Genomic DNA, 16,358 nt, shown 5'->3' with positions numbered 1-16,358 from the left:
TACACGGCGTGATCGGACGCGGGAGCGCCGGCATCGCCGCGGTGGTCGACCATCACCCATCCCTCCAGCTGGTTCGCTTAAGAAATCTGTCTAGCACACTTGCATCAATATGTCGACGATGCTATACCGAATCTATGTCTTCAGACATAGGAAATTATTGGACCATCGCCTAGATCGGAGTGAGAGGTGACAACCATGCTGATGCGTTCAGATCCCTTCCGTGATCTCGACCGCTTTGCCCACCAGGTTCTCGGTACGGCCGCCCGGCCGGCAGTCATGCCGATGGACGCCTGGCGCGAAGGCGAGAAGTTCGTCGTCGAGTTCGACCTGCCCGGCATCGATGCCGATTCACTCGACATCGACATCGAGCGCAATGTGGTGACCGTGCGGGCCGAACGACCGGCCGTCGACCCCAACCGCGAGATGCTGGCCACCGAGCGGCCGCGCGGCGTGTTCAGCCGCCAGCTGGTACTCGGCGAAAACCTCGATACCGACAAGATTCAGGCCTCCTATGCCGAAGGCGTCCTGAGTCTGCACATCCCGGTGGCCGAGAAGGCCAAGCCCCGCAAGATCGCGGTCGGCCGCGGCGACGCTCCCCGTGCCGTCGCAGACGGCGCGGGGAAGCGCGAGGTCATCAACGCCTGACCGAGCGGCGGGCCGGGCGGCGGCCGCAGGGCACGCGCGCGTGTCGGCCTCGCGGCCGCCGCCCGCCGTCGGCCACACGGCACTGAGCGAGGAGCCAAGGTGGAAGCGACATGGGAACTCAACGGCCAAACGGCTAGCGTCGAACGGGCCCTGTGCGGCGGCGATGCCCAACCCGCGGGCTGGTTTCGGTTCTACTTCACCGATCAGCGGTGGGAATGGTCGGAACAGGTGCAGCGGATGCACGGGTACGAGCCGGGCAGCGTCGTCCCCACCACCGACCTGGTGCTCTCGCACAAACACCCCGATGACCGCCGACAGGTCGCGGCCACCATCGACCAGATCGTGAATACCCGCCAGGCGTTCAGCACCCGCCACCGGATCATCGACACCGGCGGAAACGTACGCCGCGTCGTCGTGGTCGGCGATCGTCTCTACGACGACGAGGGCGACGTGATCGGAACGCACGGGTTCTACATCGACGTCTCCGAACCGGACGGACAGGTGCACGAGGACGTCGTCAGCGCGAAACTCGCTGAGATCAGCGAGAATCGGGCCGGCATCGAACGAACCAAGGGCATGCTGATGCTGATGTACGGACTCAGCGACAGCGCGGCCTTCGAGTTGCTCCGATGGCTTTCGCAGCAGGCGAATGTCAAGCTGCGCCCACTCGCCGAACAGATCGCCCAAGACTTCCGCGGCGCCGGCTTGCCGCTCAACACCCAGTCGGAATTCGACCACCTTCTCCTGACGGCGCACCGGCGTGTCCGGCTCGCTGACAGCGGAGGGTAAGTTACCGCAGGACAACGCCTTTCGGCGTCAGCGATCGAGAGCGATCCGGTGCACACCAGCGCCACCGTCGCGGGTCAACTCGACCACTCCGGCGGAGTCGACGGGTGGGCGGACTGCTGATTCAGCTTCGACGCGAACACCGCCGCCTGGGTGCGGCGCTCCATGCCGAGTTTGGCCAGCAACCGGGACACATAGTTCTTCACCGTCTTCTCCGCGAGGAACATTCGCGCGGCGATCTGCCGGTTGGTCAGCCCCTCGGCGAGTAGTCCGAGCAGCGTTCGTTCCTGCTCGGTCAGGCCGGACAGCGGGTCCTCGCGCGTCGCCGTACCGCGCAGGTTCGCCATCAGCGCGGCGGCCGCCCGGTTGTCCAGCAGCGATTTCCCGGCGCCCACCTCTTTGATCGCACGGGCCAGCTCCATGCCCTTGATGTCTTTGACGACAAACCCACTGGCGCCGGCCAGGATCGCCTCGAGCATCGCCTCGTCGGAGGTGAACGACGTCAACATCAGGCAGCGCAGGTCGGGATGATCGGAGATGAGGTCGCGGCACAGTTCGATGCCGTTGCCGTCGGGCAGGCGTACGTCGAGCACAGCGACGTCGGGCAGTGACGCCGGTATCCGTGCCTTGGCTTCGGCCACCGTGCCGGCCTCACCGACGATTTCCAGATCGGGATCGGAGGAGAGAAGATCGGAAAGTCCGCGGCGGACGACTTCATGGTCGTCGACCAGGAACACTTTGACCATGTGCGCGCTCCTCCTGCCGGTCCGGCAACTGGCATATGCGACAAACACGTCCAATATCCCATATATTCGTGAGGAAACGTCGAGCTGTAACTGGTTCAACGACTTTGGTCCCCGCGGGATAGGACCTTCGGCCGACGAGTTTCCCGGCGGCGGCTCAATAGCATTGTGGGAGTGGCCGATTGCGGGCATGCACAGAAGGGAACGATCGATGGCCGATGACGGAGTCGTCATCCTCGCAGCGCACGAGTGCTGGGAGCTCCTCGCGAGCCGCGCGCTGGGGCGGCTGGTCACCTACGCCGGCGGTCAGCCCGACATCTTCCCGGTCAACTATGTCGTGCAACGGCGTACCGTGCTGTTTCGCACCGCGGGGGGAACCAAGTTGGTCAGCTCCGCGATCAACAATCGCGTGCTCTTCGAAGCCGACGACCACAACGTCGCCGAGGCATGGAGCGTGATCGTCAGGGGCACCGCACGGGCACTGCGCACGCCGGAGGAACTCGAGGACGCCGAGCGCGCGCAGGTGCTGCCGTGGACGATGTCGGAAAAGACGCACTATGTGCGCATCGTTCCCGAGACCGTCACCGGCCGCCGATTCCGGTTCGGGTCACCGCTGGGTGCTGTCCAGGACAGCTGATCAGCTCACCCATTCGACGAAATCGTCGAGGTCACGCCGCGGTGTCGCCGGCAACGGGTCCGCGTTGATCGGCGCCCAGCCCACCCGGAGCAGCATCTGCGGGTAGTGGCCGTCGCCGAAAATGTCGGAGCGGACCGCTTCGCGCGTTCCGGCGGTCTCCAACGGTTCGGTGACCGGGCAGCTCGCCAACCCCGTCGACGTCGCGGTGAGCAGCACCGCGCTGGTGGCTTCGCCGGCGCGTAGTTGCGCCAGCCGGTCGTCGCGGCGGGTTCCCAGCGCGAGTACCACGGCGTTGTCGTCCGCCGAGGACGAATCCGGTGCCATCGGCAGCGCCGCACCGGCGAACAGGCGACTCGGGATCTTGGCCTGCGGGTCGGGTAAGGGCGCATTGTGGGCGGGGACACCCGCGACCGAGAAGAAGCGCCCACTCCATTCGGTGAGCTCGGCGAGATAACCCTGGTTCAAATGATCGCGGACCGATTGAGCGACGATCTCGTGCAGGCTGTCGATGTCCTCCACCTGGCACAGCGTGACGCCGGTGCGCGCGGCCCGCGCCGCCATGAGCGCGATATCGCCCATGGGCACCGGCCAGGAGCTGTAGTGGCGCCGATCCGTTCGCCGCCTCGGGATGGCCGCGGCGAGCGCGATGTCGACGAAATCGGCGGGCTGGGGGGAAAGTTCGATCGTGGCAAGATGACTGGGTTCGGTGGCATCCGGCAGCCGAGCCACCGTGGATCGCCATCCGACCGCCGCGAATGCCACCACGCAGTGATGCAGCGCCGTGCCGCAACTCAGGATCAAGTCGCGGCCGTCGGGGTCGGTGTTAGGCAGCTGCCGGTCGGTGTCGGCGTGCAGGTGCAGGCCGGCCGCGTCGACCCGCCACCGCCACGGTTGGGTGTTGTGCACCGAGGGGGCTCGCGATGCCAGCGTCAGGGCCGTCCGGACCGTTGCTGCATCCGGAAAGCGAGCTTTCATGCCATGGTCCCCTCTCGCAGCGCTTGCTCGTCTCCACGATCGCGCCTTCCGTTCGGCGGCACGAGGGCACGATGGCACTCGCCGAAGGGACTTTTGGCAATATCCGTGGACGGTCCGTCGCAGGGCTGCCCGGATTCACGCCGGCCCGATAGCGAATCGCCGCCCTTGGTCCCGGATCCGTACGACTACTGGGATCTCTCCGGCGCCAGGACACCCGGCGCGTCAGCGCCGCCCTGGCTGCGCGCGGCCGACGCGCCGGCGATCGATGTGCAGGCGATCGTCAGCACGGAGCCGAACATCAACGCCGACGCTTCGCCTGCGGCAAGGAGGTGCTGCTGGGTGCCGATGGTGGCCGCGGCCACCGGCACGCCGAGCTGCGCCGCCGAAAGCACCCCGAACGCGAGGGGCTGCCCGAGCAGCCGTCCGGCGCAATGGGCCAGCACGGCGCCGAATCCCAGTCCCGCACCCAGCAGGATCAGTCTCGGATGCGCGCCCAGTTCACGCACCTGCAGCGAAGCGCCCAGCCAGACGAAGAACAGCGGGCTGAAAAACCCCTCGGTGATGCCGAATAGTTGACGCGCCAACCGCCGCGGTTCGCCGACCGTGCCGATCACCAGGCCCACCGCGAAACCCGCCAGCATGATGGACACGTGGGTAGTGACGGCCAGCGCCGCCAACCCAAACAGCACCAGCAGGCTCGTCCGCAATTCCAGCGCAAACCGGCGCTTCTCGGAATAGCGGTGCAGGCGTGTGCGCCAGCCCTTCCGGTCGACGATGTGAAGCACCACGAAAAGTGCCACCGCGAAACCCGCCACCGCCAGCGCGCCGAGCGCCGCCGTCGGCGCCCGCCGGGTATCAATCACCAAGGGCAGTAACACAATGCAGGCTGCGTCCGCGATGGCGATCTGGGTTGTCACGGACAGCACCTGCCGTCCCCGCAGCCGCAACGAATCGATCACCGGCAACGCCAGCGCCGCCGACGACGAGGCCATCAGAACCGCATAGAGGGCCGGATGGCCGGTTCCGAATGTCGCTGCCAGACCGAACCCCAGCGCCACCGCGACGCCCCCCGCCAGCATCGCGCGCGCCACGGCCCGCGGCAATACCGAGCGCGTCGCGCTGACGCGGACCGGAACATGGGTACCCACAACGAACATCACCAGCGCGAAGCCGATGTTTGCCAGCAGCTGAAATGTCGGTTCGGCGACATCGATGAGGTCGAAGCCGGTCCTGCCGACCGCGCAGCCCACGACCAGCTCCCCGATGACCACCGGTATGCGGAAGCGCTTGACGGAGGCCAGCAGTGGACCGGCAAAACCGACGGCGCACAGCAGCGCGAGAGTGTGGAAGCCGAATCCCTGCACCTGGCCATTTTGCAGCGTCCCGCATCAAACGCGGCGCATCGGCGCGCTCAGGCGTCGATCACCAGGCGGCCATTTTTGGCCCGGGAGACGCAGACCAGCATCTCGCCGTCGCCCTCCGCGGCGCTCCCCCGCCGATCGACCTGTCCGGCAAGCACTTTCACCTTGCAGGTGCCGCAGAAGCCCTGTTGGCAGGAATAGGCTGTCGTCGAGTCGCGGTCGAGCATGACGTCCAGCGCCGAGCGGTTCGCCGGCACGCTGAGCACCCGCTGCGAGCGGGCCAGTTCCAGTTCGAAGGGGGCGCCGTCGATCACCGGCGGCGGCCCGAATCGTTCGTAGTGCAGCGGCGCGTCGGCGTGTTCGTCGCGCGCGGTGCGCACCGATTCCAGCAGCGCGGTGGGGCCGCACACGTAGACGGCTGTCGTCGGCCCGGCGCCGGCGAGCAGGTCCGCCGCGGTGGGGATGCCGCCGCGCTCGTCGTCGGCCCACACGGTGACCCGGTCCGGTGCGACGGCCACCACGTCGTCGAGCAGCGGCATGTAGCCGCGGCTGCGTCCGGCGTAGACGGCGCGCCAATTGATCCCGCGCTGCTGCGCCGCCTGGATCATCGGCAGGATGGGCGTCACCCCGATGCCGCCGATCACGAACAACACCTCGCGCTCGTCGGTGACGAGATAGAACGCGTTGCGGGGTCCCTCGAACTCGAACGCATCTCCCACCGTGAAGGTGTCGTGCATTTCATTCGAGCCACCACCGCCGTCGGGAATGCGACGAACGGCGATGCGATAGTCGGTGCGCCGCCCGGGTGAACCGCACAGCGAATACTGCCGGCGGCGACCCGACGGGAGCCGGACGTCGATGTGCGCGCCCGGTGTCCAGGACGGCAGCAACCCACCGTCCGGGTCGGCCAGCGTCAACGCAACCACATCGGGCGTCAGCAGCTCACGTTTGGTGACGACCGCCGTGGTGGTCCGCTGCACGGGCGCGACCCGCGCGGGCGTCCACCGCGACGCCGACGCCATGCCGCCGAACAGTGTGCCGACCCCGTACAGCGCCGTGTACATCCGGTCGCGTCTGCGCCGCCCGTACAGGTCGGCCGGAATGCTGTCCCAAATAGCCCGTGTCACAGTCATTCTCACGCCTGACCCTCATCGTTGCGACGCGCGGGCTCCGAAGTCATGTCGACCCACTCGCCGGTGAGTTGGGCGATGACGTCGGGATGCGAGGTGACCGCCCAATGGCCGCCGTCGATCGGGACGACCCTGCCGCCGTCTGGAATGGAGCCGGTGAACCGTTGCAGCGCAGGCGATACGAAAAAGTCCCGGCGGGCGACGAGCACCTGCACCGGTATCCGGGTCCGCGGCAGCCGCTCCGGGGGGGACAGGATCGGCCCGGGCATGTTCGCCCGGTACAGGTTGAGGCCGTTGAGGTAGTCACCGATCGATCGGGTGGTCGCCGCACGTGGCCGATCGCTGCCGCGCCGGCGGCCGATACGTTCGACCGCCGCAAAGACTTTCCCGGTCGCCCGCGACCGGATCGCCAACTCCGGCACGCCCGGGCACAGGAAGAACCAGATGTACGAGGAGGCCAGGGCCTGCTTGACGACGTCGAGGACGGCGCGCGGGGTGCGCGCCGAGCGCAGGAAGCTGCCCGCATAGTTCAGATGCGGCCCGGAAATCGACGTGAACGACGCGATCTTGCCCATCACCGAGTCGTCGGTGATCGCCGCCCAGGCCTGGATCGAACCCCAGTCGTGGGCCAACAGGTGAACCCGGCCCACCCCGAGGCCGTCGATCACCGCGCCGATGTCGGAAACCAACTGCGGCAGAACATAACCCGTGCGCTCTGCCGGCATCGAGGATTCGCCGGCCCCACGCACGTCATAAGCCACCACGTTGAACCGGTCGGCGAGTTCGGGTACGACACCGTCCCACACGTGGTGGTTATCCGGGTAGCCGTGGATCGCCAGCACGGTGGGGCGCCCCCGGTCGATCTCCGTGTGGGCATGGACCGCCAGGGAAACGCCGTCGGAGGCGATCACTGTGCTGGACTGAGTCATTGGCGAGCGCTCCGTGTTCAGTGCGACGCGCGGGCGGCGGGTGAGCGGGCCAGGTAGTCGACCGCACGGCCCACCCCGCCCAGCTGGGACGGATGGAAACTCGGCGTGTAGTAGGCGCCGATGACGCGCAGGAACTGGAATGGTCCAGGCACCAAACCCCTTCGGGCCGCGCGGAAGTAGTCGCGCCAGCGCGGCGTGGACCCCGGCGGCAGGTAGGGGTCGACGGAGTACATGAATCGCACGCCGCGGATAAACAGCCACAGCAGCGCCGGCGTCACCAACAGCTGCGTGCGCACCTGCCGCCAATAGCCGGCACGCAGATGCTTCATGGTGTCGAAGGCCACCGCTTTGTGCTCGACTTCCTCCGCGCCGTGCCAGCGCAGCAAGTCCAGCATCACCGGGTCGGTGCCCATGGCGTCGTGCTGCGGGGTGTCCAGAATCCATTCGCCCAGGATCGCGGTGTAGTGCTCGAGCGCCGCCACCATCGAGACCCGCTCGAGCAACCAGCTCTGCCGTCGGCGCCGGCTCCAGCGCGGGCGATCACCGATGAGTTGGGCGAACAGCCAACGCATCTGGTCGGTGAACGGCGTGACGTCGACGTCGTTGGCCGCGAAGTGCCCGAGCACCCCCGCGTGCGCCTGGGAGTGCATGGCCTCCTGGCTGATGAATCCCTGCACATCACGACGCAATTGATCGTCCTTGATCAGCGGCAAGGTGTCCTTGAACGCGTCGACGATGAACTCCTCACCCGCCGGCAGCAGCAGGTGCAGCACGTTGCAGAAGTGGGTGGTGAAGGGCTCGTCGGGCACGTAGTAGAACGGCAGCGTCGACCAATCGAAGTCGACGTCACGCGCCTGCAGGACGATTCGCTCGTGATCGAGCGAGGCGTCATGCGGGCCCGCTGCCTTGTCATCGACGGTGAACATCGGTGCGCCCCCTTATGTCGCTAGGTTGTCGTGTGCTAGGCGCTGCGTTGTGCCTCGTCCTCCACCTCAGTGATCAGGCGCTCACTGCGCAAGAACCGGACCAGATGATCGACCGTGTCGGTCAGGGCCGGCTCGCGCAATCCGACCTGGGCCTGCGCCCGCCGGCGGCGGTATTGGGTGTTGTCGTAGCGCTTGTCCCGCATCGCCGCGATCTTATCCGTCGCCCGGGTGAGGAAGTCGACCAGCGGATACATCTGATCACTCTGCGTGCACCGACGATTCAGCTGCTCGGCGAAGGACGAGATGTCATGGTACTCAAAGCGATACCCGTAGCGTTCGGACAAGATCCGGGTGATGTCGGTGAGGTTGTAGTAGTCGTCCGCGGTCATGTTGTACACCGGCGCCCCGGCGCCGCCCGGCTCATCCGGCAGGGCCATCAGCGCGACGATGTGATCCGCGATCAGGTCCGCCGGCAGCAGGCTGATCTGGTTGAGCGCGTTGACGGCCAGACCGTGCTCGATCATGAACGCCGTGAGGCGCACCAAGATGTCGTCCTGGCTACCGAAACCCGCCCGGGTGGGAGAGATCAGCGAGGGCCGGTAGATGCGGACGTCGAGTCCCTTCCGCTGTGCGGCCAGCGCCAGCTGCTCGCCGACCCACTTGGTCTGCGAGTAGCCGAAGTCCAGGCCGGACATCTTCTCGTTCGCGTCCCACTCCCCGACCACCGGCTCGGTGCTCCAGCCGTAGATGAAGGTGCTGGAGACCAGGTGGAAGGTCTTGCGGTGGGCGGTCATCGCCAACCGCAGCAGCTCGCGGGTGCCCTCCACGTTGGCGGGCCGCAGCGCGTCGTAGGTCCGGACGTAGTTGACCAGGGCCCCGTTGTGCACGACGGCGTCGATGTTCTCGGCCAGTTGCCCGAAGGCCGCCTCCCCGATGCCCAGCGCGGGCTCGGCGAGGTCACCGCAGATCACCCGCACCCGCGCGCGGACCTCGGCTTCCAGCGCCGGCGTCCAGAGCTGGGCGCGGCGCAGCGACGCGACGATGCGGTCCAGACCGTGCGCCGCGTCCGTGGCGCGCACCAGTGCGTGCACGGTGTAGGAGGTCCGCGCGAGCAGGCTGCTTACCAGGAACGGCCCCAGGAATCCGGTCGCGCCGGTCAGCAGGATGTCGGTGGGCGCACCCGGTCGCGCGGGCGCCAGCTCCGGCAAGGGTAGCGCGGCGTCGGCGCGCATCTGGGCGGCCTCGTATGCCTCGTACTCGTCGGAAATCTCGGCCAGCGACGTGCGGAGCGCGTCGAGCGGCTGCCCGGACCCTTCGCCGAATTGCCGTATCAGCCCGAAGAATTCGGCCACCGTCAGCCGCTGGAGCAGGCGCGTGTTGACCTCTTCGGCGAGCTCGCCCGCGCCGTGCTCTTCGAGCAAGCCCTGCAGGTCGGTACGGAGCTCGGCCAGGCTCAGCGAGTCGATGCCGAGATCGGCGAAGGAGCAGTCCTCATCACCGCTCAGGTCGTAGCTCTCGATCAGGTTGCGGAAGCGCCCCAGGGGTCCGGCACCGGCATCCGGGCCGTCGTGGGCGCGGGTGGCCGCCGGGTTGACCCAGGTCGTGAACGCAGGCAGCGTGCCGTCCAGCCAGAGCTGGCGGGTCTGCGCGCGCCGGACCTTGCCGGAGGTGGTCTTGGGAATGGTGCGCGCCGGCACAAACACGATCGTGTGCGGGTCGATGTGGCAGTGCCTGCGAATCGTCCGGGCCAGCGCTTTCGCGTCCGGCAGCGCGTGTTCGTCGCGCACCTCGGCCACCAGGACCAGCGCTTCCTGCTCGTCGTGCTCGGCCGAGAACGCGACGACGCAGCCGTTGCGGATTTGCGCGGCCGAGCGCTCGGCGACGGCCTCGACGTCCGAGGGGTAGGTGTTGACGCCGCGGATGATGATCAGGTCCTTGGTCCGCCCGCAGACGAACAGCTCGCCTTCGTACAGGAAGCCGAGGTCACCCGTGCGCAGATAGGTGTGTTCGTCATCGCCCGCGATACGGGCCGCGAACACCTCCGAGCTCAGCTCGGGGCGGTGCCAATAGCCGCCCGCCTTCGACGGGCCGTCCACCCAGACCTCACCGATCCGGCCCTCACCCAGGTCTTGCTTCGTCTGCGGATCGACGATACGCACGACGCTTTCGGCGATGGGCTGGCCGCTGCTCACCAGCGGGGTCTGGTTGTTGTTCTCGGGCAGGGCCTTTTCCACCCGCACCACGTTGTCTTGCAGCGCCCGCTTGTTCACGGCCAGGGTCTGGCGCCCCCGGAGGGTGACGCCCAGCGTGTTTTCCGCCAAGCCGTACGCGCCGGTCACCGCGTCGGACCGCAGACCGAAGGCAGCGAAGCGTTCCCGGAAGCGTGCGAAGGTCTTGGCCCGCAGTGGCTCCGCCCCGATGACCATGGAGTCCAGGCTGCTCAGGTCGATCCCATCCAGCTCTGACGCGGGAAGCTTGTCCTCACGCAGGCAATAGTCGAGGGCGAAGTTGGGCGCCGGCGATTGGGTGGCGCGCACGTCGCTGATGAGCCGCAGCCAGGCCGACGGCCGCTTGAGGAAGTCCTCAGGCGACATCCCGTGTGTGGTTCCGCCGATCACCAGCACGAACAGATAGGCGGAGATCAGGCCCATGTCGTGATGCTGCGGGAGCCAGCTGACCGCCACTTCGCTGTTCGTGAAGGCCGACGCGTTGGCGATGACGTTGGCGTGACTGACGACCACGCCCTTGGGGTCGCTGGTGGAACCGGAGGTGTACTGCAGGAAGAGCACCGGACCGGGCGTGTCCGCCACGGGGGCGCCGCCGAATTCCCGTGTGCTATCGGTTGCGAACCAGGGCAGGTCCGGAAGTCGTTGGTTGTCCGGCCAGGGCTGGCCGCCATCGCGCTCGCCGACAAGCAGGTTGTAGGTGTGCTCAAGCTGCTTGGTGGACAGCACCGCCTTGGCCTGGCTGTCGCGCGCGATGAAGCTGAGTTTGGCCAGCCCCGCTTCGAACGCCATCGGCAACGGCGGGCTGACGGGCACTGCGATCACGCCGATGCGCGCGCAGGCGAAGAATGCCGCGACCATTTCCAAACCCGGGGGGTAGACCAGCAGCGCCCGATCTCCGGGCCGCAGTCCGGCTTCCGCCGACAGATAGGCGGCCAACTCGCGCGTCCGTTCGGCGAAACTTTCGTAGGTGTAGCGCTCGAGTTCGCGCCTGTCGGCATCGACGAACCGGAAGAGGGTCTGGTCCGGCCTCTGTGCCTCCCACTTGTGCAGGTAATCGATCAGCGTCGCCATGTAGGAGCGACCCCCTTCCGCGTTTGGACTTAGTCCGGGAACGACTTTCGTCGTTAATATAAAACCAATGTAGCGCCAAAGACCAATGTAGAGCAAAACATCTGGCCACATTAATGGACCACGCACAACACATTCACAGGTGCAACTTAAGCGTCGGAGTTAATTGCATAAATGCGGATTTACGCCGATACGTACTTCAGTATTTCAGTGGTCGATGAGCAGGACTTATTGGCCAACCGACTCCTAGGATACTGATTTACGGATCTGCTAATCCACGTAATTCATATCCGCGCCGAACGTCGAGAAATGTTTCCCTCGCCCGCCCGTCCTAATGGGGAACTCGCAAAGCTGGGAAAACAATTCCGGGTTTGGCTTTGGAGGTCGTTTCCCCGCCCGATGCCGAACCGGGCGGTGTCAGGGATCACGCGGTCGCGCCGCGCACCCGGGCGATGGCAGACGGCGCGACCTGGGCGATGCGGATGCGCGGCCCCGCCCGGGCCACCAGCTTTACGATGCCGAGGAAGCGCTCCCCGTCGATGATGGGTGACAGCGGCTCGTCCACGGCTTCGATGATCATCTCGCGGCCGTTGACATCGCGCAGCCCGTCGCCGCGCAACATGCCGTTGGTCAGCGCCGTAGGAAGCTGCACGACGATTCTCGAGGGCCGCAGGTATCCGGCCTGAAAGTGCAGCGCGCCGGGCTCGGACGCCTTGGGGAACAACCGCAGGGGCCCACCGATGCGCAGGTCGATCGCGCCGGCGTGCAGCAGGCTGTGCGTGCGCGACGGGACCTCGTCGCCGTCGATGACCACACGCGCGCTCGTCGGGGTGAACAGGACCGAGGCGTAGTTCGGGGTCTTCACCCGGCTCGGGGCCACCTTGGAGGTGATGTAGTCACCGAAGCTGCGGGCGATCACCCGCGCGACGGCCAGCCGACCGTGATCGGGAGCGTCGTAATACCGGTCGTAGAAGCGGTTGCCGACACCCCCGGCCGCCAGCCCGAAGCAGAGCCGATGAAAGGCCGTGCCGTCGGCGGTTTCGCCGTCGAGTACCAGGGTGTCCAGGCAGACCTCGGGCGGAGGCTGATCGGCCTCGGCGGCGGCTGTCAACGCGCGGACGATCGCCTCCGGCCGGCCGCGTACCCGGGCCTTGCGCGCAACGGCGTTCACGCTGCCGCCGTTGGAGGGGACGAACGTCGGCCAGCGTTCCGGATCCCCGATGCATTGCTCGATTTCGTTGATCAACCAGTGCAGCGCACCGTCGCCGCCGTCGCCCACCAGGTGGGTGACCCGCGGACCGATCCGCTGAATGGTTTCGCGGAGATCGTCCAGGGACGGGGTCTCGTGCACTTCGCCCCACGGGCCGACGAGGCGACGCAGTTCGTCGATGCGATCGCGGGGAGCGGCACGGTTATTCCGCGCTTTGGGATTGACGATGACGCCTAAATACATCCGGCGATCCCCCGCGTGTACCTGACAAAGCACCGCCGCCGCGACGCCCGCACCGGTGGGATGTCGCTGGTCATCCCAGGCACCATACCCGTGAGCGATGCCGGACCAGCAACGCGTCCTCGGCGCCGGCGCAAGCCGGCTCGGCCCGGCGGCAGCCGTGGCAGTTACGTAGTTAGGGTGTCTGCCATGGCCGATTGGACCGCAGCCGAGCTGCCCTCGTTCACCGGACGGACTGTCGTCATCACCGGGGCCAACGCCGGGCTGGGCGAGATCACCGCCCGCGAGTTGGTTCGGGTCGGCGCCCACGTCATCCTGGCCGTCCGCAACACCGACAAGGGACAGGCCGCCGCCGCGCGCATGACGGGGTCGGCGGCCGGTCGGGCCGAGGTGCGCCACCTCGACCTGGCGGACCTGTCGTCGGTGCGGCGCTTCGCCGACGGCATCGACAAGGTCGACGTCCTGGTCAACAACGCCGGCATCATGGCCACCAAACACGCGGTGACCGTCGACGGCTTCGAGGGCCAGATCGGCACCAACCACCTCGGTCATTTCGCGTTGACCAACCTGCTGTTGCCCACTCTCACCGACCGGGTGGTGACGGTGTCCTCGCTGATGCACCACTTCGGCTATATCAGCCTCAAAGACTTGAACTTTGCGTCCAGGCCGTATTCGGCGTGGCTGTCCTACAGCCAGTCGAAGCTGGCCAACCTGCTGTTCACCAGCGAGCTGCAACGGCGTCTGGACGGCGTTCCCACGTCGCTGCGCGCTCTGGCGGCCCACCCCGGCTGGTCGCACACGAACCTGCAAGGCAACTCCGGCCGCAAACTCGGCGATGCGGCCGTCCTGGCGGTCGACCGCATCGTGTCCACCGATGCCGACTTCGGGGCCCGCCAGACGTTGTACGCGGTCTCGCAGGATTTGCCGGGCAACACCTTCGTCGGGCCCCGGTTCGGACTGTACGGCCGCACCCAGCCGACGTGGCGCAACTGGCCGGCCAAGCGCGCGGGCACGGCCGCCGCGCTCTGGGAGCTGTCCGAGCGGCTCACCGGCACCAAGTTCCCGCTCTGAGCCGGCCGCGTCATTTCGCGGCCGGGCGACCTTCGATGCACAGGTCGCCCGGGCCGCGATTAAATTGGTAGTCAATCGCAAGCCAGTGGGTAAGGAGGTATGCCGTGTCTGACGCGAATCTGGCGGCCCTTCTTGCCCTGTGCGCCGCGCTGGCATCCGCGATCGGCAACGTCGTCCGACAGCGGTCCGCACAGGAAGTCACCGACAAACGGGTGGGCCACCTGACGTTGTTCGGCATGTTGCTGCGCGATAAGCGGTGGTGGCTGGGCGGTTTGGGGGACATCGGCAGCTACGTGCTGTTGGCGGCCGCCCTCGACAAGGGCTCGGTGTTGCTGGTGATGTCGCTGCAGGTGACGGCGTTGCTGTTCGCGCTGCCGATTTACACGCGGATGTCCCAGCACCCGATAACTCGCCGGGAGTGGACCTACGCGCTGCTGCTGGCGGTCGCGTTGGCCGTACTCATCACCATCGGCGACCCGACCGGCGGTCATCAGCGGGCATCGCTGCAGACGTGGCTCGTGGTGGCCGCGGTGATCGGCCCGCTGTTGTTGCTGGGTCTGCTGGGCGCCCGCATCTGGGTGGATCGCCCGATCGCGGCGCTGCTGCTGGCGGCCGTGGCCGGCTCGCTGCTGGCGGTGTTCGCGGTCCTGATGAAGGGTGTCGTCGACATCCTCGAGCACGACCCGGGCCGGTTGTGGCACTCGTTCGAGCTCTATGCGCTGGTGGCCTGCGGGGTGGCCGGAATGATCTATCACCAATCGGCGTACCGGGCCGGCGCGCTGACCGCCTCCCTGCCGACGATCATCGTGGCGAAGCCGGTGGTGGGTGGGGTTCTGGGGATCGTCGTGCTCGGCGAGACGTTGGCGGCCGGCGGCTGGGACTGGGTTGTTCTCGCGGTGACGGCGGCGGTGGTGATCGTCGCGACGGTGGGTCTGGCGCGCGGCGAGGCGGCCACCATGTCGGCCGGCGCGGGGCGTGACGTGAAACCCACTGACCGGCCGAAGCCGGTCTACCAAGCGTGAGCCAGGCCGGCACACCCCATGTGAACCGACCTTCGCAAAATCACGGCGCCTCGGCGACCACCCATCCTCGGTAGCGGAACGCACGCGCGCCGCCCGGTCTACGCTCGAGTGGCGGTAAGGAAAGGTGCGCAATGCTCGCAGCGTTCGGATTCGAATCCCTCGGTGTGGTCGTCGGAGACATGTATTTCATCGACCCGAACCCGCTCGAAGGTCAGGAAACCCCGGAGCGGGGAGTCAGGCTGGAACTGCGCCTCGTCGACCGGGCCGAGCCCCAGGGCTCGATCTATGCCGGCGTCCCGATCGCCTTCACCCGCCCGGTGTGGCGGGTGGACCTTTTCGGATCCGCGGAGAGCCCGCCCGGGACGCTGGACCGGGCCCATCACCACCCACGATTCAACGGTTGGGAACCCAGTCGTCGGCACTTCGTGCCGGAGCTGTCGGCCGACCCGCTGTCCTGGTTGGCCGATCAGCTGGCCGACCCGGCCGCCGTGCTGGCTCGGGCCGGCGTCCACGCCGGTGAGGTCAGCGAAGCCGATAAGAAGGGGCTCGCCGCGGCGGCCCCGGAGATCGTCGCCGCCGTACGGCGGCTCCTCGACGGGGTGCGCGACGGGGAATTGGCCCCGGCGCCCGCCGAGCCGGTCGCTGCCGCCCGCACCGGCTGGCTCTAGATCTTTGCGTTAGCGTCGTGAGCGTGACCCTCAAAGACATCGCCCTGCTCACCCTCGATGGCCAGCCGACCACATTGGCCGAATTGTCCGACGGCGCAACGCTGGTCGTCAACGTGGCCTCCAAATGCGGACTGACTCCGCAATACACGGCGCTGGAAAAGCTCGCCAAGGACTATGGCGGCCGCGGCCTGACCGTCGTCGGCGTCCCCTGCAACCAGTTCATGGGCCAGGAACCCGGCACGGCCGACGAGATCCAGCAATTCTGCTCGACGACCTACGGGGTGACATTCCCGCTGCTGGCGAAGACCGACGTCAACGGCGATGACCGTCACCCGCTGTACGCCGAGTTGACCCAAGCCGCCGATTCCGACGGCACCGCGGGAGACATTCAGTGGAACTTCGAGAAGTTTCTCCTCGCCCCCGACGGTGCGGTGGTGCAGCGCTTCCGGCCCCGCACCGAGCCCGACGCCCCCGAGGTCATCAGCGCCATCGAGGCCGTGCTGCCGCGATAGACACGGGCTTTCCCACCCCGTGCGCTCGCTAAGCGAGCATCGGGTCGATCGCGGAGCGCGGCACCAACACCTGAGTGGCACCTGCCGCGTCGGGCAGCATACGACCTTGGTCGAAAAAGAAGATCACACCGTCGTTCGTGACGGCGAAATTCTGATAGTTCGCCGGGTCGTAGGCGGCGGCCGGGGCGATGGTCACCGGCGGTGCCG

The 16,358-nt window shown here is 67.2% G+C and carries 16 protein-coding genes; 7 read left to right on the top strand and 9 right to left on the bottom strand.

Features of this window, described 5'->3' with window-relative positions; genetic code table 11:
* The first annotated feature begins 195 nt into the window (after window positions 1-195).
* Together Q0W90_RS16760 and Q0W90_RS16755 are read left to right on the top strand one after the other, a co-directional pair.
* Entirely contained in the window at window positions 196-645 is a 450-nt protein-coding gene (locus tag Q0W90_RS16760; protein WP_297596902.1) for an HSP20 family small heat-shock protein, read from the top strand.
* Between the two features lie 99 nt (window positions 646-744).
* Entirely contained in the window at window positions 745-1,434 is a 690-nt protein-coding gene (locus Q0W90_RS16755; RefSeq protein WP_297596904.1) for a PAS and ANTAR domain-containing protein, read from the top strand.
* 74 nt (window positions 1,435-1,508) lie between these two features.
* Here Q0W90_RS16755 and Q0W90_RS16750 read toward each other — a convergent pair whose 3' ends face one another.
* The gene (locus Q0W90_RS16750) at window positions 1,509-2,177 is read right to left on the bottom strand and encodes a response regulator transcription factor (RefSeq protein WP_297596906.1); all 669 of its coding nucleotides are present in this window, start codon (window positions 2,175-2,177) and stop codon (window positions 1,509-1,511) included.
* A gap of 208 nt (window positions 2,178-2,385) precedes the next feature.
* On the opposite strand from Q0W90_RS16750, the gene Q0W90_RS16745 reads away from it, so the two are divergent.
* Entirely contained in the window at window positions 2,386-2,811 is a 426-nt protein-coding gene (locus tag Q0W90_RS16745) for a pyridoxamine 5'-phosphate oxidase family protein (protein WP_297775303.1), read from the top strand.
* Here Q0W90_RS16745 and Q0W90_RS16740 read toward each other — a convergent pair whose 3' ends face one another.
* The 7 genes from Q0W90_RS16740 to Q0W90_RS16710 all read right to left on the bottom strand — a co-directional run bounded on the left by Q0W90_RS16740 (window position 2,812) and on the right by Q0W90_RS16710 (window position 12,881).
* The gene (locus Q0W90_RS16740; RefSeq protein ID WP_297701207.1) at window positions 2,812-3,786 is read right to left on the bottom strand and encodes a nitroreductase family protein; all 975 of its coding nucleotides are present in this window, start codon (window positions 3,784-3,786) and stop codon (window positions 2,812-2,814) included.
* A 185-nt stretch (window positions 3,787-3,971) separates the two neighbouring features.
* Entirely contained in the window at window positions 3,972-5,165 is a 1,194-nt protein-coding gene (locus Q0W90_RS16735; RefSeq protein WP_297775307.1) for a cation:proton antiporter, read from the bottom strand.
* Window positions 5,166-5,197: 32 nt separating this feature from the next.
* Entirely contained in the window at window positions 5,198-6,280 is a 1,083-nt protein-coding gene (locus Q0W90_RS16730; RefSeq protein WP_297701271.1) for a PDR/VanB family oxidoreductase, read from the bottom strand.
* A 2-nt stretch (window positions 6,281-6,282) separates the two neighbouring features.
* On the bottom strand, window positions 6,283-7,206 hold the full coding sequence (locus Q0W90_RS16725) for an alpha/beta fold hydrolase (protein WP_297775301.1): 924 nt from the start codon (window positions 7,204-7,206) through the stop codon (window positions 6,283-6,285).
* A gap of 17 nt (window positions 7,207-7,223) precedes the next feature.
* Window positions 7,224-8,132 carry a metal-dependent hydrolase gene (locus Q0W90_RS16720; RefSeq protein ID WP_297596916.1) on the bottom strand — a complete coding sequence of 303 codons (909 nt, stop codon included), beginning with the start codon at window positions 8,130-8,132 and terminating at the stop codon, window positions 7,224-7,226.
* Window positions 8,133-8,167: 35 nt separating this feature from the next.
* Window positions 8,168-11,431 (bottom strand): thioester reductase domain-containing protein, encoded by a 3,264-nt coding sequence (locus tag Q0W90_RS16715; protein ID WP_297775299.1) that lies wholly within the window; start codon window positions 11,429-11,431, stop codon window positions 8,168-8,170.
* A 421-nt stretch (window positions 11,432-11,852) separates the two neighbouring features.
* A complete protein-coding gene (locus Q0W90_RS16710; RefSeq protein WP_297596920.1) occupies window positions 11,853-12,881 on the bottom strand; it encodes a diacylglycerol kinase family protein in 1,029 nt (342 codons plus the stop codon).
* 186 nt (window positions 12,882-13,067) lie between these two features.
* Between Q0W90_RS16710 and Q0W90_RS16705 the strand changes: the two genes are divergently transcribed.
* The 4 genes from Q0W90_RS16705 (at window position 13,068) to Q0W90_RS16690 (ending at window position 16,151) form a co-directional block, all read left to right on the top strand.
* Window positions 13,068-13,949 carry an oxidoreductase gene (locus Q0W90_RS16705; RefSeq protein ID WP_297700834.1) on the top strand — a complete coding sequence of 294 codons (882 nt, stop codon included), beginning with the start codon at window positions 13,068-13,070 and terminating at the stop codon, window positions 13,947-13,949.
* A gap of 104 nt (window positions 13,950-14,053) precedes the next feature.
* Window positions 14,054-14,971 carry a DMT family transporter gene (locus tag Q0W90_RS16700; RefSeq protein WP_297596926.1) on the top strand — a complete coding sequence of 306 codons (918 nt, stop codon included), beginning with the start codon at window positions 14,054-14,056 and terminating at the stop codon, window positions 14,969-14,971.
* Window positions 14,972-15,102: 131 nt separating this feature from the next.
* Window positions 15,103-15,639, top strand: a complete 537-nt coding sequence (locus Q0W90_RS16695) for a hypothetical protein (RefSeq protein WP_297700836.1) — start codon at window positions 15,103-15,105, stop codon at window positions 15,637-15,639.
* 23 nt (window positions 15,640-15,662) lie between these two features.
* Window positions 15,663-16,151, top strand: coding sequence for a glutathione peroxidase (locus Q0W90_RS16690; protein WP_297775298.1), 489 nt, complete (start codon window positions 15,663-15,665; stop codon window positions 16,149-16,151).
* 28 nt (window positions 16,152-16,179) lie between these two features.
* Here the strand turns inward: Q0W90_RS16690 and Q0W90_RS16685 are convergent.
* The coding region (locus tag Q0W90_RS16685) for an RsiV family protein (protein WP_297775305.1) at window positions 16,180-16,358 on the bottom strand (179 nt) is incomplete at its 5' end.

The sequence above is a fragment of the Mycobacterium sp. genome (assembly GCF_025933915.1).
Classification (GTDB): domain Bacteria; phylum Actinomycetota; class Actinomycetes; order Mycobacteriales; family Mycobacteriaceae; genus Mycobacterium.
This window is presented reverse-complemented; position numbering and strand designations above follow the sequence as displayed.